Origin of the sequence: Shewanella sp. ECSMB14102 (assembly GCF_000813075.1) — a bacterium.
GTDB classification, from domain to species: domain Bacteria; phylum Pseudomonadota; class Gammaproteobacteria; order Enterobacterales; family Shewanellaceae; genus Shewanella; species Shewanella indica.
This window is the reverse complement of the sequence record NZ_JWGX01000028.1, coordinates 66940-92990: the sequence shown is the minus strand read 5'-3', so window position 1 is coordinate 92990 and position 26051 is coordinate 66940. Positions and strand designations below refer to the sequence as shown.

Sequence of the window (26051 nt, the reverse complement as noted above, 5' to 3'; positions counted from 1 at the left end):
TTTTACCATGGTCAACGTGACCAATGGTGCCCACGTTAACGTGGGGCTTGGAACGTTCAAATTTAGCTTTAGACACGATATATTCCTTTCTTTTCAGAAGAGTCCGGCTTTGCCGGACACCATCAATCAAAATAACAGTTAATGCCGTTACCTAAATCAGGTACGAGCTTCGATAACTGCTTTAGCAACGTTTTGCGGCGCTTCAGAGTACTTCAAAAACTCCATGGAGTATGAAGCCCGTCCCTGAGTCGCTGAGCGCAAATCTGTTGCATAACCAAACATTTCAGCCAAAGGTACCACAGCTCGAATAATCTTGATACCGGCGACGCCGTCATCCATACCTTCGATAAGACCACGACGACGGTTCAGATCACCTACTACGTCACCCATGTAGTCTTCTGGGGTTGTCACTTCAACCTTCATGCAAGGCTCGAGCAACACAGGGTTAGCTTGCAGCGCCCCCTTCTTGAAGCCCATAGAACCTGCAACTTTGAACGCCATTTCGTTCGAGTCCACATCATGATATGAACCATCGAACAGAGTGACCTTCACGTCCAATACAGGGAAGCCGGCGACAACACCGTTCTTCATCTGTTCTTGGATCCCTTTGTCAACCGCAGGGATGTATTCCCTAGGAACGACACCACCAACGATTTCGTTGACAAACTCATAACCGGCACCCTCTTCACGAGGCTCCAGTTTCAGCCAGACATGACCGAATTGACCACGACCACCAGACTGACGCACAAACTTACCTTCCACTTCCACAGCACTGCGGATAGTTTCACGATAAGCCACCTGAGGTTTACCAACGTTACATTCAACGCTGAACTCACGGCGCATACGGTCGATGATAATGTCCAAGTGTAGCTCACCCATACCTGAAATCAGAGTCTGACCCGACTCCTCATCAGTCTCAACCCGGAAAGAAGGATCTTCCATTGCCAGCTTCTGCAGCGCAATGCCCATCTTTTCCTGGTCGGCTTTGGAACGAGGTTCCACAGCAATGGTAATGACCGGCTCGGGAAATTCCATCCGCTCCAGAATTACCTTATGGTCTGGGTCACACAGGGTGTCACCGGTTGTCACATCTTTCAGGCCGATAGCAGCAGCTATATCACCTGCGCGCACTTCTTTCAGTTCTTTACGGTCGTTGGCGTGCATCTGCACGATACGGCCGATACGCTCACGCTTCTCTTTTACAGAGTTGTAAACGGCTGAACCTGACTCCAGGACACCTGAGTAAACCCGGATAAAGGTCAAAGTACCCACAAATGGGTCTGTTGCGATTTTGAATGCCAACGCAGAGAAAGGTGCATTGTCATCAGAAACACGCTCAACTTCCTGTTCTCTGTCATCGATGCCCTTAATCGCAGGAACATCAACCGGAGCAGGAAGGTATTCAACAACAGCATCGAGAACTGCCTGTACGCCTTTATTTTTAAAGGCACTACCACAGGTAGCCAGCACAATTTCGTTGTTGATAGTACGTTGACGAAGCGCTTTTTTGATCTCTTCTTCTGTGAGCTCACCTTCTTCAAGGTATTTGTCCATCAGCTCATCAGAAGCCTCTGCGGCACTCTCTACCAGGTATTCGCGCATTTCGGTTGCCTTGGCAAGCAAATGCTCTGGGATCTCTTCGTGAGTGAAAGTCAGGCCCTGGTCTTCTTCATTCCAGTTGATGGCTTTCATCTTGATGAGATCGATAACCCCGCTAAAGTTTTCTTCTGCACCAATATTCAATTGAATAGGCACACAAGTTGCACCGAGACGGTTACGGATCTGTCCTACTACGCGATCAAAGTCGGCACCGGCACGGTCCATCTTATTGACGAACACCAGACGGGGGACATGATACTTGTCGGCCTGACGCCATACGGTCTCAGACTGAGGTTCCACACCAGAAGAACCACAAAAGACCACTACAGCACCGTCAAGTACGCGCAGAGAACGCTCTACCTCAATAGTAAAATCGACGTGACCTGGGGTATCGATGATATTGATACGATGCTCAGTAAACTGGGCATCCATACCGCGCCAGAACGTGGTAACAGCCGCTGAGGTAATAGTAATACCCCGCTCCTGCTCCTGAACCATCCAGTCAGTGGTAGACGCACCGTCATGGGTTTCACCCATCTTGTGGTTTACCCCTGTATAGAACAGGACTCGCTCTGTGGTAGTGGTTTTACCTGCGTCAACGTGAGCACAAATACCTATGTTGCGATAACGCTCAATTGGAGTTGTACGAGCCACGATTATACCCTCTTGACTAAGATAAAAATCTTAGCAATGTCAGAGAAAGCGCGGGCAAGCCCGCGCCCGATATTACCAACGGTAATGAGCAAACGCTTTGTTGGCTTCTGCCATACGATGCACGTCTTCGCGCTTCTTAACGGCAGTACCTTTGTTTTCGGAAGCGTCCAGCAGTTCACCTGCCAGGCGCAGAGCCATAGATTTTTCACCACGCTTACGAGCAGCTTCAACCAACCAGCGCATCGCCAGTGCGTTACGACGAACTGGACGAACTTCACATGGAACCTGGTAAGTAGAACCACCAACACGGCGAGACTTAACCTCTACCGCTGGGCGAACGTTTTCCAGGGCTGCTTCAAGGATAACCAGATGCTCTTCGCCTTTCTTATCGGCGACAACATCCAGTGCTTTGTAGATAATTTTTTCAGCAGTCGACTTTTTGCCGTCCTGCATAATGACGTTGATGAACTTAGCCAGCAACTCACTTTGAAACTTTGGATCAGGTAGGATTTTACGTTGTCCTACTACGCGACGTCTTGGCATAACTATTCTCCGTATGCTTCAGGTATTTCCAAAACTGGAATTTATATTTAGCTTGGCCTTACTTAACGGAAAACCATTAAGACTTAGGACGCTTAGCACCGTACTTAGAACGAGCTTGGCGACGTGAAGTCACACCAGCACAGTCCAGGGCGCCACGAACAGTGTGATAACGCACACCAGGTAAGTCTTTAACACGACCACCACGGATCAGGATTACACTGTGTTCCTGCAGGTTGTGGCCTTCACCGCCGATGTACGAAGATACTTCGAAACCGTTGGTCAGACGCACACGAGCTACTTTACGTAGTGCAGAGTTAGGTTTTTTTGGAGTAGTGGTGTACACACGAGTACAAACACCACGCTTTTGTGGGCACGCGTTCAACGCAGGCACGTTAGTCTTTTCGACTTTAGGTGCGCGAGGCTTACGTACCAACTGGTTTACAGTTGCCATGTATAGCTCCGAATCAGTTGATTTCAACTCAACAATAAGGTGTGAAAAATCTAATCCCACAATAGTGGGACGCGGAATTTTAGAAAGGTAAGGCTTGGCTGTCAAGAAATAGCCAACTTTTGCAGCGTATTCCAATGAAAAAGGCGCCTTTCGGCGCCTTTTGTAACATCTATGCTACTTATTCCTGACTGCCAGCCAGGTTCAACAGATCGGCCAGGTTCTGTTCGGCTTCGCTGGCGCTGATGCTAGGTGCTTCAGTCGCTACTTCACCGCGAGCCTGGTTACGGTTGTTGTGGTAAGCATAACCCGTACCAGCCGGGATCAAACGACCTACGATCACGTTCTCTTTCAGACCGCGCAGGTTATCACTCTTACCACCTACTGCCGCTTCGGTCAGTACGCGAGTGGTTTCCTGGAACGAGGCCGCAGAGATGAAGGACTCAGTCGCCAGAGAGGCTTTGGTGATACCCAGCAGTTCACGTTCGAACTTGGCCGGAATCTTGCCCTGCTCTTCCAGTTCGCGGTTAGCGATCTTGACGCGGGACACCTCAACCTGCTCCCCTTCGAGGAACTCAGAATCACCGGCTTCAGTGATCAGACACTTACGCAGCATCTGGCGAATGATCACCTCGATGTGCTTGTCGTTAATCTTCACACCCTGCAGACGATATACGTCCTGTACTTCATTCACAATGTAGTTGGCTACGTTGTGGATACCGCGCAGACGCAGAATATCGTGAGCAGACTCTGGACCATCGGCGATCACTTCACCGCGTTCGACTTTTTCACCTTCGAACACGTTCAGGTTACGCCACTTGGGGATCATCTCTTCGTATGGGTTACCGCCCTCGGCAGGAGTAATAACCAGACGACGCTTACCTTTGGTCTCTTTACCGAAGGAGATGGTACCGCTGATCTCAGCCAGAATCGCAGGCTCTTTCGGCTTACGGGCTTCGAACAGGTCAGCAACCCTTGGCAGACCACCGGTAATATCGCGTGTCTTGGACGATTCCTGAGGAATACGAGCCAGTGCATCACCGACGCTGATCTGAGCATTATCTTCCAGGTTTACGATCGCATTGCTGGGCAGGAAGTACTGCGCAGGTACGTCGGTACCAGGAATAGTCAGGTCATTACCGTTTTCATCCACCAAGCGGATCATTGGACGCATTTCTTTGCCGGCGCTTGGGCGCTGGGCCACATCCAATACCACGATGGAAGACAGACCGGTCAGCTCGTCGGTTTGACGCGAGATGGTGACACCGTCAATCATCTGCTCAAACTTCACATAACCCGCCACTTCAGTGATGATTGGGTGAGTATGTGGATCCCAGTTAGCGATGGTCTGGCCAGCGTTAACTTCAGCGCCTTCCAGCGTTTCGAGCACAGTACCGTAAGGCACTTTGTAGCGCTCTTTCTCACGGCCCAGTTCATCGATAATCGCCAGCTCAGACGAGCGCGATACGATAACCAACTTGCCATCGCTGTTCTTAACGAACTTGGCGTTATGCAGCTTCAGGTTACCGGCGTTCTTCACCTGAACGTTGTTTTCTGCAGAAGCCCTGGATGCCGCACCACCGATGTGGAAGGTACGCATCGTCAGCTGTGTACCAGGCTCACCGATTGACTGAGCAGCAACAACACCGATTGCTTCACCTTGGTTGATCAGGTGACCACGGGCCAGGTCGCGACCATAACACTTGGCACAAACACCGAAGTCGGTATCACAGGAGATCACAGAGCGAACTTTAACTTCGTCAACGCTGTACTCTTCCAGCTTGTCACACCATGCCTCATCCAGCAAAGTGTTACGTGGCGCCAGGACTTCGTCGGAACCAGGATAGTAAACATCCTCGGCAACAACACGACCCAGTACGCGCTCACGCAGTGGCTCAACCACGTCACCACCTTCAATCAGCGGTTTCATGATCAGACCTTCGTGAGTACCACAGTCATCTTCGATAACGACCAGATCCTGGGCAACATCCACCAGACGACGAGTCAGGTAACCTGAGTTTGCTGTCTTAAGTGCGGTATCCGCCAGACCCTTACGAGCACCGTGGGTTGAAATAAAGTACTGCAGTACGTTCAGACCTTCACGGAAGTTCGCCACGATGGGCGTTTCGATGATAGAGCCGTCTGGCTTGGCCATCAGACCACGCATACCCGCCAACTGACGGATCTGAGCGGCACTACCACGAGCGCCTGAGTCGGCCATCATGTAGATGCTGTTGAAAGAAGCCTGTTTCTCTTCTTCACCGTCGCGGTTGATAACCACTTCGGAAGACAGGTTTTCCATCATCGCCTTGGAGACTTTCTCGTTGGCGCTGGCCCAGATATCGATAACCTTGTTGTAACGCTCACCGGCAGTTACCAGACCAGACTGGAACTGTTCCTGGATTTCCAAAACTTCGGCTTCTGCGTCGGCAACCAGCTTGTACTTGGCTTCCGGGATTTCCATATCGTTGATACCGACAGAGGCACCTGAGATAGTGGCGTATTGGAAACCTGTGTACATCAGTTGGTCAGCAAAGATAACGGTATCTTTCAGACCCAGCTGACGGTAGCAGGTGTTCAGCAAACGGGAGATCTGCTTCTTGCCCATGTTCTGGTTAACCAGATCAAAAGACATACCGGCTGGCAGGATCAATGACAACAGAGCACGACCTACTGTGGTGTCGACAATGCGACGCTGCTGGGTGCGCTCACCGTTCTCATCGATATGAGTTTCGGTGATACGAACTTTAACCCGGGCGTGCAGCTCGGCGGCACCTGTGCGATAGGCTTTCTCGGCTTCGGCAACAGACTCAAAGGCCATACCTTCACCGCGGCCATTTACGCGCTCACGGCTCATGTAGTACAGACCCAGTACCACGTCCTGAGAAGGAGTGATAACCGGCTCACCGTTGGCAGGTGACAGAATGTTATTGGTTGACATCATCAACGCACGGGCTTCCAGCTGGGCTTCCAGCGTCAGAGGCACGTGTACCGCCATTTGGTCACCGTCGAAGTCGGCGTTATAGGCCGCACACACCAGTGGGTGCAGTTGAATCGCTTTACCTTCGATCAGTACAGGTTCGAACGCCTGGATACCCAAACGGTGCAGTGTTGGTGCACGGTTCAGCATCACAGGGTGTTCGCGGATCACTTCATCCAGTACGTCCCAAACCTCGGCAACTTCACGCTCAACCATCTTCTTGGCGGCTTTGATGGTAGTGGCCAGGCCACGACCTTCCAGCTTGCCGTAAATGAATGGTTTGAACAGTTCCAGCGCCATTTTCTTCGGCAGACCACACTGGTGCAGACGCAGAGTTGGGCCCACGGTAATTACCGAACGGCCTGAGTAGTCAACACGCTTACCCAGCAGGTTCTGACGGAAACGACCTTGCTTACCCTTGATCATATCGGCCAAGGACTTCAGAGGACGCTTGTTGGAACCGGTAATGGCACGACCGCGACGACCGTTATCCAGCAGGGCATCAACAGATTCCTGCAGCATACGCTTTTCGTTGCGAACTATGATATCCGGAGCGGCCAGATCCAGCAGACGCTTCAAACGGTTGTTACGGTTGATCACGCGGCGATACAGATCGTTCAGATCTGAAGTCGCGAAACGACCGCCGTCCAGTGGAACCAGAGGACGCAGATCAGGTGGCAGAACCGGCAGCACCTTGAGGATCATCCACTCTGGCTTGTTGCCTGAATGGTAGAAGGCCTCAACCAGCTTCAAACGCTTGGTGACTTTCTTGCGACGGGTCTCAGAGTTAATAGATGGCAGCTCTTCGCGCATCTGCTCAACTTCTTTCTCCAGATCGATAGCGCGCAGCAGTTCCAGAACCGCTTCGGCACCCATCTTGGCTTCAAACTCGTCACCATACTCTTCCAGCGCATCCAGGTAGGTTTCTTCGGTCAGCATTTGACCGCGCTCCAGGCTGGTCATGCCTGGCTCGATAACCACATAAGATTCGAAGTAGAGTACTCGCTCAATATCACGCAGAGTCATGTCCAGCATCAGACCGATACGGGATGGCAGTGACTTGAGGAACCAGATGTGGGCAACTGGGCTGGCCAGTTCGATGTGGCCCATACGCTCACGACGTACTTTGGTCTGGGTCACTTCAACGCCACACTTCTCACAGATCACACCGCGGTGCTTGAGACGCTTGTACTTACCGCACAGACACTCGTAGTCTTTGACCGGGCCAAAGATACGGGCACAGAACAGGCCTTCACGCTCAGGCTTGAATGTACGGTAGTTGATGGTTTCAGGCTTCTTAACTTCACCAAATGACCAAGAACGGATCAGATCAGGCGACGCCAGGCCGATCTTGATGCCTTCAAATTCTTCAGTCTTGCTTTGCTGTTTCAGAAACTTTAATAAGTCTTTCACGTTTCTCTCCTGAAGGAGTTAAACCCGGTGCCCCGCTCTCGCGGAGCACCAATTCGTTGCCAAACGCAGGCTTTAACCCGCGTCTTACTCTTGATCCAACTCGATGTTGATACCGAGAGAACGGATCTCCTTCAGCAATACGTTGAAGGACTCTGGCATTCCTGGCTGCATCTGATGGTTACCGTCAACGATGTTCTTGTACATCTGAGTACGACCGTTAACGTCATCCGATTTCACTGTGAGCATTTCCTGCAGAGTATACGCAGCACCGTATGCCTCCAGGGCCCACACTTCCATCTCACCGAAACGCTGACCACCGAACTGAGCTTTACCGCCCAGAGGCTGCTGAGTAACCAAGCTGTACGAACCGGTAGAACGGGCGTGCATCTTGTCATCAACCAAGTGGTTCAGTTTGAGCATGTACATGTAACCTACGGTCACAGGACGCTCGAACTGGTTACCGGTACGACCATCAAACAGATTCAGCTGACCAGAAGTCGGCAGACCTGCAAGCTCAAGCATCTGCTTGATCTCTTTCTCTTTGGCACCGTCGAAGGCTGGGGTTGCCGTTGGCAGACCATCCTTCAGGTGTTTGGCCAGACGCAGAACTTCATCATCGGTAAATGAATCGATATCCACGCGCTGCTTCACTTCATCGCCCAGTTCATAGACCTGTTTGATGTAGCCACGCAGTTCGGCCAGCTCACGCTGTTCTTCCAGCATGGCATTGATGCGATTACCAATACCTTTAGCCGCAGCACCCAAGTGAACTTCCAGTACCTGACCTATGTTCATCCGCGAAGGTACACCCAGAGGGTTCAGTACGATGTCGACAGGGTTACCCTGCTCGTCGTATGGCATATCTTCGATAGGACAGATCTTGGAGATCACACCCTTGTTACCGTGACGACCCGCCATCTTGTCACCAGGCTGGATGGTACGCTTAACTGCCAGGTAAACCTTAACGATCTTCAGTACGCCTGGAGCCAGATCATCACCTTGGGTGATCTTGCGACGCTTGATTTCGAACTTCTTGTCAAAGTCGGCTTTCAGCTCTTCGTGCTGTTCAGCCAGCTGTTCCAATTCGGTTTGCTTGGCTTCATCGTCGATAACCTGAACCAATACGTCTTTGCGTGGCAGTTCAGCCAGTTTGGCTTCACTGAAACCAGCGCTCAGCAGCAAGTTACGGGCACGGCTCAGAACACCTTCTTCAAGGATCTTGAACTCTTCTGTCAAGTCCTTACGGGCTTGAGCAATGTGCATCTCTTCGATTTCGATGGCGCGCTTGTCTTTTTCAACACCATCACGGGTGAAGACTTGCACGTCGATAACGGTACCCTTCACTGAGTTAGGTACACGCAGAGAGCTGTCTTTAACGTCAGACGCTTTCTCACCGAAAATAGCCCGCAGCAGTTTCTCTTCCGGAGTCAGCTGAGTTTCACCCTTAGGCGTTACCTTACCAACCAGAATGTCACCGCCTTTAACTTCGGCGCCGATGTAAACGATACCGGATTCATCCAGCTTGCTCAGTGCAGACTCACCTACGTTAGGGATATCGGCAGTGATCTCTTCGCTACCCAGCTTGGTGTCACGAGCGATACAGGACAGTTCCTGAATGTGGATAGTCGTGAAACGGTCTTCCTGCGCTACGCGCTCGGAAATAAGGATGGAATCCTCAAAGTTGTAACCGTTCCATGGCATGAACGCCACGCGCATGTTCTGACCCAGAGCCAGGTCGCCCAAGTCGGTTGACGGACCATCGGCCAGCACGTCACCACGCACCACAGGCTCATCTACGCTACAGCATGGACGCTGGTTGATGCAGGTGTTCTGGTTGGAGCGGGTGTACTTGGTCAGGTTGTAGATATCGATACCGGCTTCGCCTGGGCGCAGCTCATCTTCGTTAACCTTAACCACGATGCGGCTGGCATCAACATAGTCGATCACACCGCCACGCTTGGCAGCCACAACCACGCCTGAGTCAACAGCCAGTGTACGTTCAATACCTGTACCCACCAGAGGCTTCTCTGACTTGAGTGTTGGTACTGCCTGACGTTGCATGTTTGCACCCATCAATGCACGGTTAGCGTCGTCGTGCTCAAGGAATGGGATCAAAGATGCCGCCACAGAGATGATCTGCTGTGGAGATACGTCCATATACTGGATATCGGAAGCGCGCATAAAGGTGGATTCACCCTTGTGGCGACAGGCAACCTGCTCTTCCACAATGCGACCTTCGTTGTCGAGCTCGATGTTGGCCTGTGCAATCACATAGCGGCCTTCTTCGATGGCTGACAGATATTCCACTTCATCAGTAACCACACTGTCGATCACCTTGCGGTAAGGTGTTTCCAGGAAGCCGTATGAGTTGGTACGGGCAAAGGTAGACAGTGAGTTGATCAGACCAATGTTTGGACCTTCAGGGGTCTCAATTGGACACAGACGACCATAGTGAGTTGGGTGCACGTCTCGAACTTCGAAGCCGGCACGCTCACGGGTCAGACCGCCAGGACCAAGAGCCGAAATACGGCGCTTGTGAGTCACTTCTGACAGTGGGTTGTTCTGATCCATAAACTGCGACAGCTGAGAAGAACCGAAGAACTCCTTCACTGCTGCAGAGATTGGCTTGGCGTTGATCAGATCCTGAGGCATCAGCTCGTTCAGATCGCCCAGAGACAGACGTTCACGTACTGCGCGCTCAACACGTACCAGACCGACACGGAACTGGTTCTCGGCCATTTCGCCAACGCTACGGATACGACGGTTACCCAGGTGGTCGATATCATCGACTTCATCAAAACCGTTACGGATTTCGATGATCTTCTTCATTACGGCAACTATGTCTTCTTTGGTCAGTACACCGGTACCTTCGTTCTCGTCGATTTCAAGACGACGGTTGAACTTCATCCGGCCCACTTTAGACAGATCATAGCGCTCTTCGCTGAAGAACAGATTCTGGAACAGAGCTTCGGCGGCATCCTTGGTTGGTGGCTCGCCAGGACGCATCATGCGATAGATTTCAACCAGCGCTTCCAAACGGTTGGTGGTTGAGTCAATACGCAGGGTGTCAGAAATGTAAGCACCGTGATCCAGCTCGTTGATGTACAGGGTGCTGACCTCTTTGATACCGGCCAGTGACAGATTGGCCAGGTCTTCCAGGCTGATCTCGTTGTTGGCGGTAACCAGTACTTCACCTGTGTCAGGATCGATATAGTCCTGAGCCGCCACTTTACCAACAATATACTCAACCGGTACTTCCAGTTCAGTGGTGTTGGTTTTTTCCAGTTGGCGGATATGACGGGCAGTGATACGACGGCCCTTCTCTACCAGCACAGTGCCTTCAGAGTCCTTGATGTCATAGCTGGCAGTTTCACCACGCAGACGCTCAGGAACCAGTGTCATGACCAGAGAATCTTTCTTGATCTTGAAGTCAATACGCTCGAAGAAGATGTCGAGGATATCCTGAGTAGAATATTCCAGGGCACGCAGAATGATGCTGGCAGGCAGCTTACGGCGACGGTCAATACGTACAAACAACGCATCTTTAGGGTCGAACTCGAAGTCGAGCCATGAACCGCGGTAAGGAATAATACGCGCGTTATACAGCACTTTACCTGAGGAGTGTGTCTTACCACGGTCGTGGTCGAAGAACACACCTGGGCTACGGTGCAACTGAGATACGATAACACGCTCAGTACCATTGATGACAAAGGTACCGTTTTCAGTCATCAGAGGGATATCCCCCATGTAGACTTCTTGTTCTTTTATATCTTTTACAGTGCCGGCGGCAGCTTCACGATCATACAGCACCATGCGCAGCTTAACACGCAGTGGAGCGGAGTATGTCACACCGCGGATTTGACACTCTTTCACATCAAAAACAGGCTCGCCCAGCTTATAGCTGACGTACTGCAGTTCTGAATTACCAGAAAAGCTCTTGATGGGAAAAACGCTACGGAAGGCGGCCTCTAGGCCACGCTCACCGGTAGGATCTTGATCGGTGAACTTCTTAAAAGAGTCTAACTGAATAGACAACAAGTAAGGGATGTCCAATACCTGTGGACGCTTACCGAAGTCTTTGCGAATACGCTTCTTTTCAGAATAGGAGTAAACCATGGGTTTCCTCTGCTTGCGAGATGTGACCAAGACTGGATCAACACAGTTAATCCAGCACGTTTGCCCATCACCGTTGATGGCAAGAACCTAACCAATAATCACTGCTAGGGACTGCAAAATCTGGCGACAAACGGTGAAAAAAATCGCCAACGCTTACAGCGCAAAAAAGGCCGACGGTCAAAAAACCGCCAGCCTCCACCCAATTGGCTTGGGTGATTGTAAGTCAGTATGACTTACTTGATCTCTACTTGAGCACCAGCTTCTTCAAGATCTTTCTTCAGAGCTTCAGCTTCTTCTTTAGAGACGCCTTCTTTAACAGCTACTGGAGCAGATTCAGCCATAGCTTTGGCTTCTTTCAGACCCAGACCTGTGGCACCACGTACAGCCTTGATCACAGCAACTTTGTTGTCACCGTGAGAAGTCATAACTACGTCGAACTCGGTTTTCTCTTCAGCAGCAGCAGCTTCACCAGCGCCGCCAGCAACTACTGCAGCAGCAGCAGATACGCCGAACTTCTCTTCCATAGCTTCGATCAGTTCAACAACTTCCATTACAGACATAGCTGCAAAGGCTTCAAGGATTTGGTCTTTAGTGATAGACATAACAAATGTTTCCTATTGTTCTGAATTCAATTCTGTTAAGCAGCCAGCTTGAGATTAAGCGGCTTCTTGTTTTTGATCGCGCAGAGCGGCCAGAGTACGAACGAACTTGCCAGCAGATGCTTCTTTCATAGTCATCATCAGCTGTGCCAGTGCTTCTTCGTAAGTTGGCAGTTTTGCCAAACGATCAATGTCAGCTGCAGGGATGAATTCCCCTTCAAAAGCTGCACCTTTAACTTCGAAAGCGGCTTGCTCTTTAGCAAAGTCTTTTAACAGACGAGCTGCAGCACCTGGGTGCTCGTTAGAGAAAGCAATCAAAGTTGGGCCAGAGAACACCTCTGTCAGACACTCAAAAGCAGTGCCTTCTACTGCGCGGCGAGCCAGAGTGTTACGTACTACACGTACATACACACCGTTTGCGCGAGCAGTCTTACGCAGAACTGTCATAGCACCTACAGTTACACCGCGTGAATCGGCGACAACTGCAGAAAGCGCACCTTTGGCAGCTTCGTTGACTTCAGCAACAATCGCTTTTTTGTCTTCGAGTCTTAATGCCATTGGCTTTACTCCTGGATTCTACCTGGGGGTTCCCCCAGTGTTTACCATACTGAATACAAACGTACTCAGTTACTTACGGTGCAGATAATCCAGCAGAAATAAATCTATCTGGGGCCTGACACCGTCTACGCAGGAAATTAAGTATTCCAGACGGTCAACACCTGCGGTCTTGGACGGAAACCCATCAGAGTGAAAACACCCGTCATAGGTTCCAACCCACAAAAGTGCGCGCATTATAGGCTAACACGCGCATTTTGTAAAATTAGCTAGCAGCGTCCAGAGTGTTCTGGTCGACAGCTACACCTGCACCCATAGTGGTGGAGATGCTTACCTTCTTCACATACTGACCTTTGGCTGCAGCAGGCTTAGCCTTTCTCAGTGCAGACAGCAGTGCTTCTAGGTTTTCTTTCAGTTGAACAGTTTCGAAGTCCACTTTACCGATAGTAGTGTGGATGATGCCGTTCTTGTCGTTACGGTAACGAACCTGACCTGCCTTGGCGTTCTTAACAGCTTCGGCAACGTTAGGAGTTACAGTACCGGTTTTAGGGTTAGGCATCAGGCCGCGTGGGCCCAGGATTTGACCCAGCATACCAACAACGCGCATTGCATCAGGAGATGCGATAACTACGTCGAAGTTCATTTCGCCGGCTTTCACCTGCTCAGCCAGATCTTCCATACCTACCAGTTCAGCACCAGCTTCTTTCGCAGCTTCGGCATTGGCACCTTGAGTGAATACAGCAACACGTACTTCACGACCGGTACCGTGTGGCAGCACAGTGGCACCACGAACGTTTTGGTCTGATTTACGAGGATCAACACCCAGGTTAACGGCAACGTCTACGCTCTCAACGAACTTGGCAGTAGCCAGTTCTTTCAGCAGAGCTACAGCTTCGTTGATGTCGTATGCTTTGGTTACGTCCACTTTCTCGCGGATGGTGCGCATGCGCTTAGTCAGCTTTGCCATTATATTAGTCCTCTACTACCAAACCCATGGAACGCGCAGTACCTTCGATTGAGCGAATCATCGCTTCAATGTCAGCACCAGTCATATCGGTTGCCTTGGTTTCAGCAATTTCCTGAACCTGGCTACGCTTGATAGTACCCACTTTCTCAGTGTTAGGACGGGCAGAACCTGACTTCAGGCCAGCGGCTTTCTTCAGCAAGAAGGCTGCAGGTGGAGTCTTGGTTTCGAAAGTGAATGAGCGATCATTGTAAACAGTGATCACTACTGGAATTGGCATACCTTTTTCGAACTTTTCAGTACGAGCGTTGAATGCTTTACAGAATTCCATGATGTTCACACCTTTCTGACCCAGAGCTGGACCAACTGGTGGAGACGGGTTTGCAGCACCGGCTGCTACTTGCAGCTTGATGTAAGCTTCAATTTTCTTTGCCATCTGACATTTCCTCAGTTTGGGTTCAAACGCTCAGGCAACATGCCTTAAGCTCCCCGAAAACAACGGGTGCGGATTATATAGAAATCCGCACCCGTTGCCAAACGGATTTTGTATTTTATTTAATCAGGATTTTTCAACCTGATTAAAGTCCAACTCAACCGGAGTTGAGCGGCCGAAGATCATCACAGACACCTTAACGCGGTTCTTGTCATAATCCACTTCCTCAACAGTACCGTTGAAGTCGGCAAATGGACCATCGGTAACCCGAACCACTTCGCCGGGTTCGAACATAACGCGATGAGTCGGAGAATCAGTCGTCTCCTGCAAGCGACGCAGGATAGCCTCGGCTTCTTTATCAGAAATAGGTGCTGGGCGATCAGATGTGCCACCAATAAAGCCCATCACTCGAGGAATACTCTTCACCAAGTGCCAGCTTTGATCGTTCATTTCCATCTGTACCAGCACATAACCGGGGAAAAACTTACGCTCACTCTTGCGGCGTTGGCCGGCACGCATTTCCACGACTTCTTCGGTAGGAACCAGTACTTCGCCGAAGAACTCTTCCATACCATGCATCTTGATGTGTTCAAGCAAAGACTTACATACACGGCCTTCATAACCGGAAAAAGCCTGAACCACATACCATCTTTTCTTAGCTTCTTTAGCTTCAGTCATTCTAGTGCCTATACGCCAGTAATAAAGTTGACAATGCGCAGCAATACCGCATCCAATCCCCAAAGGATCAAGGCCAGGATACCTGTCGCAGCCAGTACGATAAAGGTGGTATTCAACGCCTCTTGGCGAGTAGGCCATACAACTTTGCGCACTTCGATTTGTGACTCACGGGCAAAGGCCAAGGCTTGCTTACCCTTAATCGTTTGCAGGGCTATAAAACCTGCAATAGCAAATACGACAACCACACCCGCTGCGCGGATTGGCAGAGTGAAGATTTCACTGTCGTTGTACATCTGGTTGCCAACAATCGCTGCAGCCACCAGTAGTATAGCTACTACCCACTTTACGATATCCAGAGAGTTGCCCTGGTTTTCAGTATTTGTTGTCATCGGTTAATTCCGTTACTCATTACGACCTGAGCCTAGGGACAGCTGAGTAAGTTTAAGGCTTAATTCAGCGCCAGCCCGCTTTCGAACTCGCCCCTGACGAGAATTCTCCGGCTCAGGGCACAAAAATCGGCCATAGATTGTATTCTTAATCAACTTTGTTATCAAGGATACACGGGGCGAAACCAAGAGAAAGGCGGACTCTTTGTGTCAGTTAACCAAAAAGCACAGTTAAGCGCCTTGATGCCAAGAACCAAATCCAGGACCAATACTTTTCCCAAAAAGGCTCGAAAATCAATTCGTCCGCTCGGAAACAATAACCTACCGAGTTTTCTATCTGTTTGAGAGTGTGACATCAAGCATGCGCCTGGTTTCCTGTTTGCCTCAATAACCCACCTTTAAATGGACCACTTTAAGAGCCGGTTTGAGTGTCCAGCGGACACCTGAATAGCCAAATCGGTCACTTTTTAAGAAAAGAGGACACTAGTGCGGACACTTACTGCAAGGTGGGCGCAAGAATAACAAATATAAACAATGTGTTATTGCTTTGGCATGTTTTCTGCTTTATCTAGCTGAGTAGCGAAACAGCCGTCGACTGGCGTTGTGGAACTCGCCGGCCGCGGCCCTTTGTCACTATCTTGCTGATGGGCCATCGCCGATGAGCCATCACCCCCTCCTTGGGGACCCTCTTCCCGACCGCAGGAAGCGCCCGCTGTAATGGCCCGGCCATTGGCGCTCCTGCTCCTTTTTCTTTTTTAAGGTCACTCACCCCGGCATAGCTGCGGACTTCGCAATCAAACTCAGTTTGGCGCGCTTGCTCAGCTTTTTTATCGCCATTTCCCGCCGTAAGGCATCACCGTGGCTGCCAATCTCTTCACGATAAACGAGTTGCAAAGGCCCGCGACCACGCAGATATTTGGCGGCTTTGGGGCCGCCACTCTGATGCTCCTGCAGGCGCCGGGTCACATCCTTGGTGATCCCTGTGTACAGTTCGCCCCCGGCGCAGCGCAGGATATACAGCTGCCAGTTATCACCACTCATTCCAGTCCCAACAGGCCGAGGAAGAAGGCGTATTCCAGCGCGGTATCTTCAAATTGCCGGAAACGTCCGCTCTTGCCGCCATGGCCGGCCTCCATATCCGTCTGTAACAGCAGCAGATTGTCGTCCGTCTTATAATCCCTGAGTTTGGCCACCCACTTGGCCGGCTCAAAATATTGCACCTGAGAATCGTGCAGCCCTGTGGTCACCAACAGATGCGGGTAGGCCTGATGGCGAATGTTGTCATAAGGCGAGTAGCTCAGCATGTAGTCAAAGTAGGGCTTGTCATTGGGGTTGCCCCACTCATCATATTCATTGGTCGTCAGTGGAATCGACTCATCGAGCATGGTGGTAACTATATCCACAAAGGGCACATGGGCGGCCACCGCCAGGTAAAGATCCGGAGCCTGATTGACCACGGCACCCATCAATAAACCACCGGCACTGCCTCCGGCGGCAACCACTTTGCCGGGTGCGGCATAACCCAGGTCCAAAAGTGCTCGGGTAGTGTCCTCAAAGTCATTGAAACTGTTTCGTTTATTAAACAGCCTGCCATCATCGTACCAAGGCCTGCCGAGCATCTCTCCTCCCCGGACATGGGCAATGGCATAAACCACGCCGCGATCCAGCAGGCTGAGAACAGAGGCATCGAAATCCGGCTCTATGATATGGCCGTAAGCACCATAACCGTATTGATACAGTGGGTTACTACCGTCTTTACGGAACTTGTCCTTGCGATACACCAGAGTCACGGGCACCTGGGCACCATCACGTGCCGGGATCAACAAGCGCTCGGCCTGATAGTTGCCGGGCTCGAAATCCCCCAATACCTTTTCCTGTTTGAGCAGTTTACGCTCACCCGGCTTATCCAGTTGATAACTGTAAATACTCTCGGGGGTAGTCGGGCTCGAGTAATATAACCTCAGTTCGCGACTGTGCTGGCTGGGATTGATATCCAGACCAATCACATAGGCCGGGTCATCAAAGGCCAATTCATAGCCGCGGCTGAGATCGGTATGGGGATAGACCTTGATCTGGCTCAGCCCCTGGCTGCGGCTCTGTACTATCAGATAATCGTCCAGCAATAACAGATCTTCGAGGCGCACCTCGGGATCATGGGCCAGTACCTGCTGCCACTTGCGCTTGTCGCCGGCATCGGCAGCCGTGGTTTTCATCAGCCTGAAATTGGTCGCCTGCCAGTTGCTGAGGATGAAGAATTCATCACCACGCTTGGCGATGCTGTATTCGTGGCCCTCTTCCCGTGGCAGAAACGCCCGGAATTCGCCGAGCGGGGCGTTGGCATCGAGCAGGGAAACTTCACTGGTCGTGGTGCTCTCGTGGTGCAATACAATCAGGGATTCATCCAGACTCTTGCCGAGGGAGATATAGAAGGTATCGTCCTGCTCTTCATAAACCAGCAGATCCTCGCTCTGGGGGCTTCCCAGCTTGTGCCGGAAAACCTGGTATCCCAGCAGGGTCTGTGGGTCTTTGGCGATATAGAACACATAACGGTTGTCATTGCTCCAGACCACCCGGCCATCGACGCCCGTCAGCTTGTCGGCAAGCAGTTCACCGGTGGCAAGATCTTTAAAATAGACGCTGTAAATACGGCGGCTGAGGGTATCCTCGGCAAAGGCCAGTATCTGCTCATCCGGGCTGACAGACACTCCGCCCAGAGCATAAAACTCCTGCCCCTCGGCGCGCCGGTTAACATCTAGCAGCAACTGCTCTTCACCATTGAGCTCACGGCTTCTGGCGATCACCGGATACTCAAGCCCAGCCTCGAAACGGCGATAATACCAATGGTTATGCCAGCGATATGGCACGCTGCTTTCATCCTGCTCCAGCCTGGAGATCAGCTCTTTAAACAGTTTCTGTTTCAGCGGCTCCCAAGGCTTAAGACGTGCGGCGGTATAGGCGTTTTCCCGCTCCAGATAGTCGATAACGTCCAGGGCCTTGCGCTCATCGTCACGCAGCCAATAATAGTCGTCTGTCCTGGTCACACCGTGAAGGCTCATGGTGTGGGGACGTTTTTCGGCAACCGGTGCCACCAGCTTATTTTCTGAATTCATTCCACTGCATCCGCACAGCCACAAGGCTGTGCCTAAAACCAACATCAGGGATCCTGCTCGACTCATCACTCTTCCTTAAAGCGTTAATATCTGCGGCCTACTCCCTCGACTACAGGCCGCCTGCATATAGTGACGCCGACCGGCGCCAACGGCAAGCCCTGTCACCTAAGCCTTGATATCAAAGTTGCCGGCAGAAAATGTGACCCTGTCCGCTTGTCATTTGTATATTACAAGCGCATGCTGTTGCCGCCTGTTATATACAAATGACGGGTAAATTCTCAGGGCGGGGTGAAATTCCCCACCGGCGGTAAATCGTGTCAGCGACATGAAAGCCCGCGAGCGCCCGCCAGATTTTGGCGGGGTCAGCAGATCTGGTGTCATCACATCCTAGCGTGACTAATCCAGAGCCGACGGTGTTGCCATTTAGATGGCTCAGTCCGGATGAAAGAGAATCAGATTGCCGCCAGGCGATCCGCTTAGTGATATGTCTCTGCCAATGGCAGAGACACCGCTATTCCTTTCTTTGCCCTGATTCTGGAAAACCCAAGCCGTAATTTAAGGATTTTTACCATGAATCAGTCATTATTAGCGCCTTTTGGCACCCCAATTAAAAGAGTCGAAACCGCCCTCGAAGCATTGCGTCAAGGCCGCGGTGTTTTGGTGGTCGACGATGAAGACAGAGAAAACGAAGGCGATCTAATCTTTGCCGCCGAGAGCTTGACCAACGCCCAGATGGCGATGCTGATCCGCGAATGCAGCGGCATTGTCTGTCTCTGCCTTACCGACGAGAAAATCAAGGCCCTGCAGTTGCCGCCCATGGTGGAAAACAACTCCAGCCAATTCGGCACCGCCTTTACCGTAAGCATTGAGGCCAAAGTCGGAGTCACGACCGGGGTTTCCGCTGCCGACCGGGTGACCACTATCAAGACCGCCATTGCCGACAACGCCAAACCGGAAGACCTGGCCCGCCCTGGGCACGTCTATCCGCTGCGGGCTCAACCCGGTGGTGTGATGACCCGCCGCGGTCACACCGAGGGCACTGTGGACTTGATGCAACTGGCTGGCCTAAAACCCGCCGGAGTGCTGTGCGAAGTAACCAACCCGGATGGCACCATGGCCAGACTGCCACAAATCATTGCTTTTGGCGCCCAACACAACCTGCCGGTTCTCTCCATCGAGGATATTGTCAGTTATCGCGAATCTCTGCTGGCCAACGCAGGCTAATAAACCAGCACCCCCTAACTATTTGATCAAAAGCGGCTACATAGCCGCTTTTGTTTTAAACAAACCGGCAAACTAGGTTACAACAAGGCTTACATTAACCCTCCTCTTTTTAAGGTTTATTTTCGTGACCTAGATTAGAAATCCTTGAATAACGGGTCGCCCCCTGATAGGCAATGTGTTACTTATCGAGAGTTATTGCCTGTATCCCAATAGCTTACAGGCAGGTCTTTATCAGTTAGGATTTCGAGGAGAGCCATAGGTGTTAAGCCAACTGAGCCTAAAGCGCAAATTACTCTTGTTTGCCTTAGTGCCTGTTTTGGTTCTCAGCCTACTGGGTTGTGTACGTTTATTTGAACTGCTGCATAACTATCGTTTGGCCAACCAAAGTTATCATGCCGTCGAGGTAGGACGTCGTCTGGCCGATCTCATCTATGAATTGCAGCAGGAACGGGGTCTCAGCGCCGCTTATATCGCCTGCGATGGTAAGTGCTTTGCCGATAGTCTCCAGATGCAGCAGCAGCGAGTATCGGCACAGATAACCGCCCTGCAAAACTCTCCCCACTTATTGCAACTTACTGAACAACTGTCTTCTGCAGCCCAGCACCTACTACAAACCAAGCTGGAAGCTCTGCGGCTCGGCAAGCAGGCGCTGGAAAATAACCGGCGCGAACTCTTGAGTCGCAATGAAAGCGACGCACTGAATTTCTATTCCGACTTCAACTACGAACTCCTGTTGGGTATTGCCAATCTGCAATCCCTGTCGAGCAATGTGCAACAGGCCAGAGCCTATGCCGATCTGGCTGCACTGTTGCGGATTCAGGAGTTGGCGGTGCGTGAGCGCGGCCTGATCAACGGCATGCTGCTGAAACGTCAGTTTGATACCGACAGTTATGAACAGCTGTTGGCATTAATAACAGAGCAAGATCAGAGCATAGATCTGTTCCGCGCCAGTGCCATAGCGGAACACAAACAACGCCTGGAAGCTATGCTGCAGGACAATAAGAGCCAGGCATTGAATAACGTCAGGGAACAACTGCGCCAACAAGATGCCATAACGCGTCAGGCGCACAAGTTCAGCTCCCAGCTGGGTTATGGCGGCCTATTGCATGAATTTAAAAACTTTCTTCTTCGGGGAGAAAGCAGATACCAACAAGACTTCTATATCAAACTTGAGTCCCTGGAACAGATCCTCAATAAACTAAGCTCAAACTGGGTGCTCTCTAGTACACAACAACAGGCGATTGCCCAAATCAGGGACAAACTCAACGAATATCGCCACAAGATGCAGCTGATAGCATCCATGCAAAGCCGGGGGGCCAAGGTGAAAGAGATAGACTCCCTGGTACAGATTTCCGACGATCAAATGCTCAATGCTCTGAAGGCCCTGACCCAACCCAAGCCCCCTGTGACTCCCGAAGTCTGGTGGCTGTTGGCCAGTGAAAGGATCCGCCAAATGGATGCCATAGCCGACAGTGTTTCCGATGATATTCTCAATCTTTCCAACGCTCAGCGCGCCCAGTCGCTGCGCCTTATCGCCCTCTATCTCCTTTCAGCCGCCATCACTATCGGCCTGCTATTGCTCCTGGGCAGGGCCCTGAGTCACAACCTACTCAGGCGCATCTACGCCATAGCCGACAACATGCGCTTGATGAGTAAAGATCCCAACCTGGATCTGGATATCAAGGTCGAGGGCAAGGATGAATTGGCCGATATGGCCAAGGCACTGGGTCAAATGCTTAATGAAAGGCAAAAATCCTATCAACAGTTGAAACAGGCCGCGGCGGTATTCGACTACTCAGGCGAAGGGATTGTCATCACGGATGCCAATAACCGTATTGAATTGGTCAACCCGGCATTCAGCCGTATTACCGGTTACAAGCTGAAAGAGGTCAAGGGCAAGAATCCTTCAATACTCAACTCCTGTCGCCACGATGATGCCTTCTTCAGGGAGATGTGGGACAGCCTGCTGACCAATAACAAATGGGAAGGTGAGATCTGGAATAAGCGCAAAGACGGTGAAATTTATCCTGAGTATCTGGCTATCACCTTGGTGCGAGACGATAACAATAACATACTCAAACACATAGGTTTGTTTGTCGATATCAGCCATCGGAAAAAGTATGAACAAGACATCTGGTATCAGGCCCATTTCGATATTCTGACCAAGCTGCCCAATCGTAAGATGTTCAACGAGCGACTGCACCACGAGCTGTTACAGGCCCGTATCCATGGTCACAAGCTGGCGATTCTATTGATCGATCTCGACAGATTCAAATATATCAATGATGTACTGGGCCACAAACGCGGTGATCTACTGTTACAACAAGTGGCAAGAAGATTGGAATCACTCCCGGATGAACAAAAATTTGTCGCCCGCCTAGGGGGCGATGAATTTGCCGTGATCCTGCCGCACTATAAGAATGATGCCGCCCTGACAGCCGTAGCCGACAGAGTAAAAGCCCTATTCAGCAATAGCTTCGATATCGATGGTCAGGACACCTTGATCTCGGTCAGCTTTGGTATAGGTGTCTATCCCGAGGACGGCGATGATATAGATGCCCTGACCCGCAACACAGAAACCGCCATGTACAGCGCCAAAGACAACGGCCGCGACAACTACCAGTATTTCACTCCCAGCATGAACGCCAGCATGCTGGAGCGCTTGCAGTTGGAGCAACGTCTCAGAAGCGCCGTGTTACATCAAGCGTTTTGCTTGCATTATCAGCCCATAGTCTCAATGGAAACCGGCCAAATCACTTCTGTCGAAGCTTTGATACGTTGGAATGACCCCGAATATGGCTGGGTTTCGCCGGAGAAATTCATTCCTATCGCAGAGAACAGCGGCCTGATAGAACCTATAGGCGAATGGGTACTGGAACAAGCACTGAAAGACCTAAGCCAATGGCATGCCAAGGGAATTGAGCTGGATATGGCAATCAATGTCTCCAGCCGCCAATGTATCAATGTCAGTGGGGTACGCTTCGACTCCTTGCTGACTGACGCCATCAAACGTCACGCCATAGCGCCGGAGAGACTGCATATAGAGATCACCGAATCCATGTTGCTGGATGACAGTCCCCATTGTCTGGAAGTGCTCAACAGCATTCGCCAACTCGGGGTGACGATTCATATGGATGATTTTGGAACCGGCTTCTCCTCGTTGAGCTATCTGCGCAAGTTCCCTATCTCTGTGATCAAAATCGACAAGAGTTTTGTCGATAATGCCTTGGTGAATGAGGCAGATGCCAGCCTGGTGCGGGCAATAGTCATGATGGGCAAGAGCCTGGACTTGCAACTGGTGGCAGAGGGCATAGAGACCCGCGCGCAATGGATCTTGCTCAAGTCCATGGGCTGTGATTTTGGCCAGGGCTATCTACTTTCAAGACCACTGCCGGCCAAGAGCCTGACGCCAATCCTAGCTCAGGGTGAAACTTTCATCCGTCAACTTCTGGCATAAAAAAGCAGCCTTGAGGCTGCTCTTGTCATCGCTGGATAGCCTTAAGCCATCTGTGCGTTCATTACTGTCTCGCCACCTTCGCTCGCCAATTGCATCAGATCCTTGTCCACCAGGAACAGCGCCTTGCCATCCTCGCCCACCAGACGGATCTTATCGACTATCGACTTGAACAGCTTCTCTTCTTCGTGCTGCTCGGCCACATACCATTGCAGGAAATTGAAGGTGGAATAGTCTTGAGTCGTGAAGGCGGTATGAGCCAATGCATTGATCTTGCTGGTGATCAGCTGTTCGTGCTCGTAAGTGTACTCGAACAGGGACAGCAGGGATTCAAAGTCGGCTTTGGGCGCTTCAATGGCTCCCAGCAGAGGCATGCCACCGGTTTCACTGACATAGGTGAACAGGCGACGCATATGCTGCATCTCTTCATCAGCATGATCCCGCAGGAACTTGGCCGCGCCTTCAAAGCCCTTGTCTTCACACCAAGCGCTCATCTGCAGATACAGGTTGGAGGAAAAAAACTCCATATTGATCTGCTCGTTCAACTTATCAATCATGGCTTGTGCCAACATATCCTTGCCTCTCATTTCGGGTATCTGTTTCATGGGCGCTATTGTTATCAAGGGACACAACAAATGCAAGAATCTTTACCTAACGCAATGATTTATAATGAAAACACTTTTCATTTAACTTGAATTATCATTTGCTATTTGCCGCAATCCGCTGACTGTAAAAGGAAAAGTCTACGCCCAGTGCACGAAAACTGGCATGCAGATCATAGTCATCCACTTTCAGCGTGGCATAATAGCCAACCAGGTTCAGTAATAGCTCAAATAAGGTTGCTCTATGTCCAAGCCGCAAGACGTCTGTGCCCATCCAGGGCTGATGCACCCGGATCTCGCTCTGCCCCTGCTACTCGAGCAGGTCACCCCGTTGGAAGATACCGAAACCGTGCAACTGTCGGATTCTCTGGGACGGGTACTGGCAGAAGACTTGGCCAGCAGCATAGACTTGCCCCCGTTCGATAACTCGGCGATGGACGGCTACGCCTATCGTTATGCCGACCTGCCCGAGAAGGCCAGCCTGAAATTACTGGGTAGCTCCTTTGCCGGCCACCCTTTTGAAGGCCAGTATCAACCCGGCGGCTGTGTTCGCATCATGACTGGCGCTCCAGTGCCTGCTGGCTTTGATACAGTGCAGATGCAGGAAAAAACCGAGGCCAATGGCGAGCAGATCACCATAGAACCTTGCAAGCAGGCCGGAGACAATGTGCGTGGCCGCGGCGAAGAGCTGCTGGCCGGCACCAAGGTCCTCAGGGCTGGCACTCTGATAGGTGCCGCCGAAATGGGGGTGATGGCCACCATAGGGATCAGCAGCCTTAGAGTGATCCGCAAGGTTAAAATCGCTTTCTTCTCCACAGGTGATGAATTGCGCCCAGTGGGTTCAGAGTTGGCGCCCGGGCAGATCTACGACTCCAACCGCTACTCGATTCAGGGCCTGCTCAGCCGCGCCGGTGTCGAGTGGCAGGATCTTGGGGTGATTGCGGATGATCCTGAGGCTATCCGTCAGGCGTTTCGCAACGCCTCAGCCAGCGCAGATATGGTGATCACCTCAGGTGGTGTCTCGGTCGGTGAGGCCGACTTCACCAAGCAGATCCTCGATGAGGAAGGCAAAATAAGCTTCTGGAAACTGGCGATCAAGCCGGGCAAACCCTTTGCCCTCGGCCACATAGGCAAGGCAGTGTTCTGCGGTCTGCCGGGCAACCCGGTTTCATCCATGGTGACTTTCTACAAGCTGGTGTGGCCTTTACTGCATAAACTGCAGGGGCTGCCACAACCAACCCCGCTACTACTGGATGCTAAATTGACCGCCCCTATACGTAAACAGCCAGGACGGGTGGAATACCAGCGCGGTATTCTGAGCCGCAACCAGGATGGAGAACTGGAAGTGGCGGTCACCGGCTCACAGGGTTCAGGCATGCTGACCTCCATGAGCCTGGCTAACTGTTTTATTATTCTGGAGCAGATGCAGGGCGACACACCTGCTGGTACCAGAGTCACGGTTGAACCCTTTAACAGCGTGCTGTGCTGAGGCCGATATGAGCGACGAGATACTCACAGATGCCGAGATGTTGCGCTACAGCCGGCAGATCTCCATCAAGGCAATGGACATTGAAGGGCAGGAGAAGCTCAAACAGGCCAAGGTGCTAATGATAGGTGCCGGTGGCCTAGGCTGCGCTGCCGGTCAGTATCTGACTGTAGCCGGGGTCGGCAAGTTGACCCTGGTGGACTTCGATACTGTCGAACTGTCTAATCTGCAGCGCCAGGTACTGCACCAGGATGGCAATATAGGCCAGCCCAAGGTGGAATCGGCCAAAGAGAGCCTGAGTGCGCTCAATCCCCATGTGCAGATAAATGCCATCAATGGGGTGTTGGATGATCCCGAATTGGATCAACTGGTTGCCGAGCACCATCTGGTGCTGGACTGCACCGACAATGTTGCGGTGCGCGAACAGCTTAATCGCAGCTGTTTTCGGCATAAGGTGCCCTTAGTGTCTGCCGCTGCCATCCGTATGGAAGGGGTGATCTCCGTCTTCGGCTATCAGCAACAAATGCCTTGTTACCACTGTTTCAGCAGCCTGTTCGGCGAGCAGCAGCTCAGCTGTGTCGAGTCGGGCATTTTAGCGCCGGTAGTTGGTATGATGGGCTGCCTGCAAGCAGTAGAAGCCATCAAGGTGATCAGTGGTATTGGCAAACCACTCTACGGTCGTTTGCTGATGTTCGATGCCATGACCATGGAGTTTCGCGAGATGAAGCTGCCGCAGATCTCCAACTGTCCCGTCTGCGGTTGAACAGATATAACAAGAGGCTGCCTGGGCAGCCTCTTTAATTTTCA

General features: G+C 51.4%; 18 protein-coding genes and 1 riboswitch. Of the genes, 4 read left to right on the top strand and 14 right to left on the bottom strand.

All coding sequences use genetic code 11. The annotated features are described in order from the left end of the window. Positions 1-156: 156 nt before the first annotated feature. The 13 genes from fusA to RC73_RS10740 all read right to left on the bottom strand — a co-directional run bounded on the left by fusA (position 157) and on the right by RC73_RS10740 (position 18544). Positions 157-2253: an elongation factor G gene (fusA, locus tag RC73_RS10800; protein WP_039034637.1), complete on the bottom strand. Its 2097-nt coding sequence runs from the start codon at positions 2251-2253 to the stop codon at positions 157-159. Between the two features lie 72 nt (positions 2254-2325). After that, positions 2326-2796: a 30S ribosomal protein S7 gene (rpsG, locus tag RC73_RS10795; RefSeq protein ID WP_025012041.1), complete on the bottom strand. Its 471-nt coding sequence runs from the start codon at positions 2794-2796 to the stop codon at positions 2326-2328. Between the two features lie 76 nt (positions 2797-2872). Beyond that, entirely contained in the window at positions 2873-3247 is a 375-nt protein-coding gene (rpsL, locus tag RC73_RS10790; RefSeq protein WP_039034652.1) for a 30S ribosomal protein S12, read from the bottom strand. A gap of 178 nt (positions 3248-3425) precedes the next feature. Continuing rightward, positions 3426-7637 (bottom strand): DNA-directed RNA polymerase subunit beta', encoded by a 4212-nt coding sequence (rpoC, locus tag RC73_RS10785; RefSeq protein WP_039034636.1) that lies wholly within the window; start codon positions 7635-7637, stop codon positions 3426-3428. A gap of 84 nt (positions 7638-7721) precedes the next feature. Then, complete coding sequence (gene rpoB / locus RC73_RS10780) at positions 7722-11753, bottom strand: DNA-directed RNA polymerase subunit beta (protein ID WP_039034635.1); 4032 nt, start codon at positions 11751-11753, stop codon at positions 7722-7724. Positions 11754-11986: 233 nt separating this feature from the next. Beyond that, on the bottom strand, positions 11987-12355 hold the full coding sequence (gene rplL, locus RC73_RS10775; protein ID WP_039034634.1) for a 50S ribosomal protein L7/L12: 369 nt from the start codon (positions 12353-12355) through the stop codon (positions 11987-11989). Positions 12356-12409: 54 nt separating this feature from the next. Next, complete coding sequence (gene rplJ, locus RC73_RS10770; protein ID WP_039034633.1) at positions 12410-12910, bottom strand: 50S ribosomal protein L10; 501 nt, start codon at positions 12908-12910, stop codon at positions 12410-12412. 262 nt (positions 12911-13172) lie between these two features. Further along, positions 13173-13874: a 50S ribosomal protein L1 gene (rplA, locus tag RC73_RS10765; RefSeq protein WP_039034632.1), complete on the bottom strand. Its 702-nt coding sequence runs from the start codon at positions 13872-13874 to the stop codon at positions 13173-13175. 4 nt (positions 13875-13878) lie between these two features. Next, positions 13879-14307, bottom strand: coding sequence for a 50S ribosomal protein L11 (gene rplK, locus RC73_RS10760; protein ID WP_039034631.1), 429 nt, complete (start codon positions 14305-14307; stop codon positions 13879-13881). Between the two features lie 123 nt (positions 14308-14430). Beyond that, positions 14431-14982: a transcription termination/antitermination protein NusG gene (nusG, locus tag RC73_RS10755; RefSeq protein WP_025012047.1), complete on the bottom strand. Its 552-nt coding sequence runs from the start codon at positions 14980-14982 to the stop codon at positions 14431-14433. A gap of 8 nt (positions 14983-14990) precedes the next feature. Then, positions 14991-15371, bottom strand: coding sequence for a preprotein translocase subunit SecE (gene secE / locus RC73_RS10750; protein WP_039034630.1), 381 nt, complete (start codon positions 15369-15371; stop codon positions 14991-14993). Positions 15372-16133: 762 nt separating this feature from the next. Then, entirely contained in the window at positions 16134-16409 is a 276-nt protein-coding gene (locus RC73_RS10745) for a GIY-YIG nuclease family protein (RefSeq protein WP_039034629.1), read from the bottom strand. Further along, complete coding sequence (locus RC73_RS10740) at positions 16406-18544, bottom strand: S9 family peptidase (RefSeq protein ID WP_039034628.1); 2139 nt, start codon at positions 18542-18544, stop codon at positions 16406-16408. Before RC73_RS10740 ends, RC73_RS10745 begins: the two co-directional genes overlap by 4 nt. Positions 18545-18748: 204 nt before the next feature. Then, positions 18749-18935: riboswitch (FMN riboswitch) on the top strand. Positions 18936-19048: 113 nt separating this feature from the next. Between RC73_RS10740 and ribB the strand changes: the two genes are divergently transcribed. Together ribB and RC73_RS10730 are read left to right on the top strand one after the other, a co-directional pair. Then, complete coding sequence (gene ribB / locus RC73_RS10735) at positions 19049-19702, top strand: 3,4-dihydroxy-2-butanone-4-phosphate synthase (protein ID WP_039034627.1); 654 nt, start codon at positions 19049-19051, stop codon at positions 19700-19702. Between the two features lie 259 nt (positions 19703-19961). Next, complete coding sequence (locus RC73_RS10730; protein WP_039034626.1) at positions 19962-23159, top strand: EAL domain-containing protein; 3198 nt, start codon at positions 19962-19964, stop codon at positions 23157-23159. Positions 23160-23200: 41 nt separating this feature from the next. On the opposite strand, the gene ftnA is transcribed toward RC73_RS10730, so the two are convergent. Next, entirely contained in the window at positions 23201-23728 is a 528-nt protein-coding gene (gene ftnA, locus RC73_RS10725; RefSeq protein WP_039034651.1) for a non-heme ferritin, read from the bottom strand. A 274-nt stretch (positions 23729-24002) separates the two neighbouring features. On the opposite strand from ftnA, the gene moeA reads away from it, so the two are divergent. After that, positions 24003-25247 (top strand): molybdopterin molybdotransferase MoeA, encoded by a 1245-nt coding sequence (gene moeA, locus RC73_RS10720; RefSeq protein ID WP_039034625.1) that lies wholly within the window; start codon positions 24003-24005, stop codon positions 25245-25247. A gap of 7 nt (positions 25248-25254) precedes the next feature. Further along, complete coding sequence (moeB, locus tag RC73_RS10715) at positions 25255-26007, top strand: molybdopterin-synthase adenylyltransferase MoeB (RefSeq protein ID WP_039034624.1); 753 nt, start codon at positions 25255-25257, stop codon at positions 26005-26007. Positions 26008-26051 lie beyond the last annotated feature (44 nt).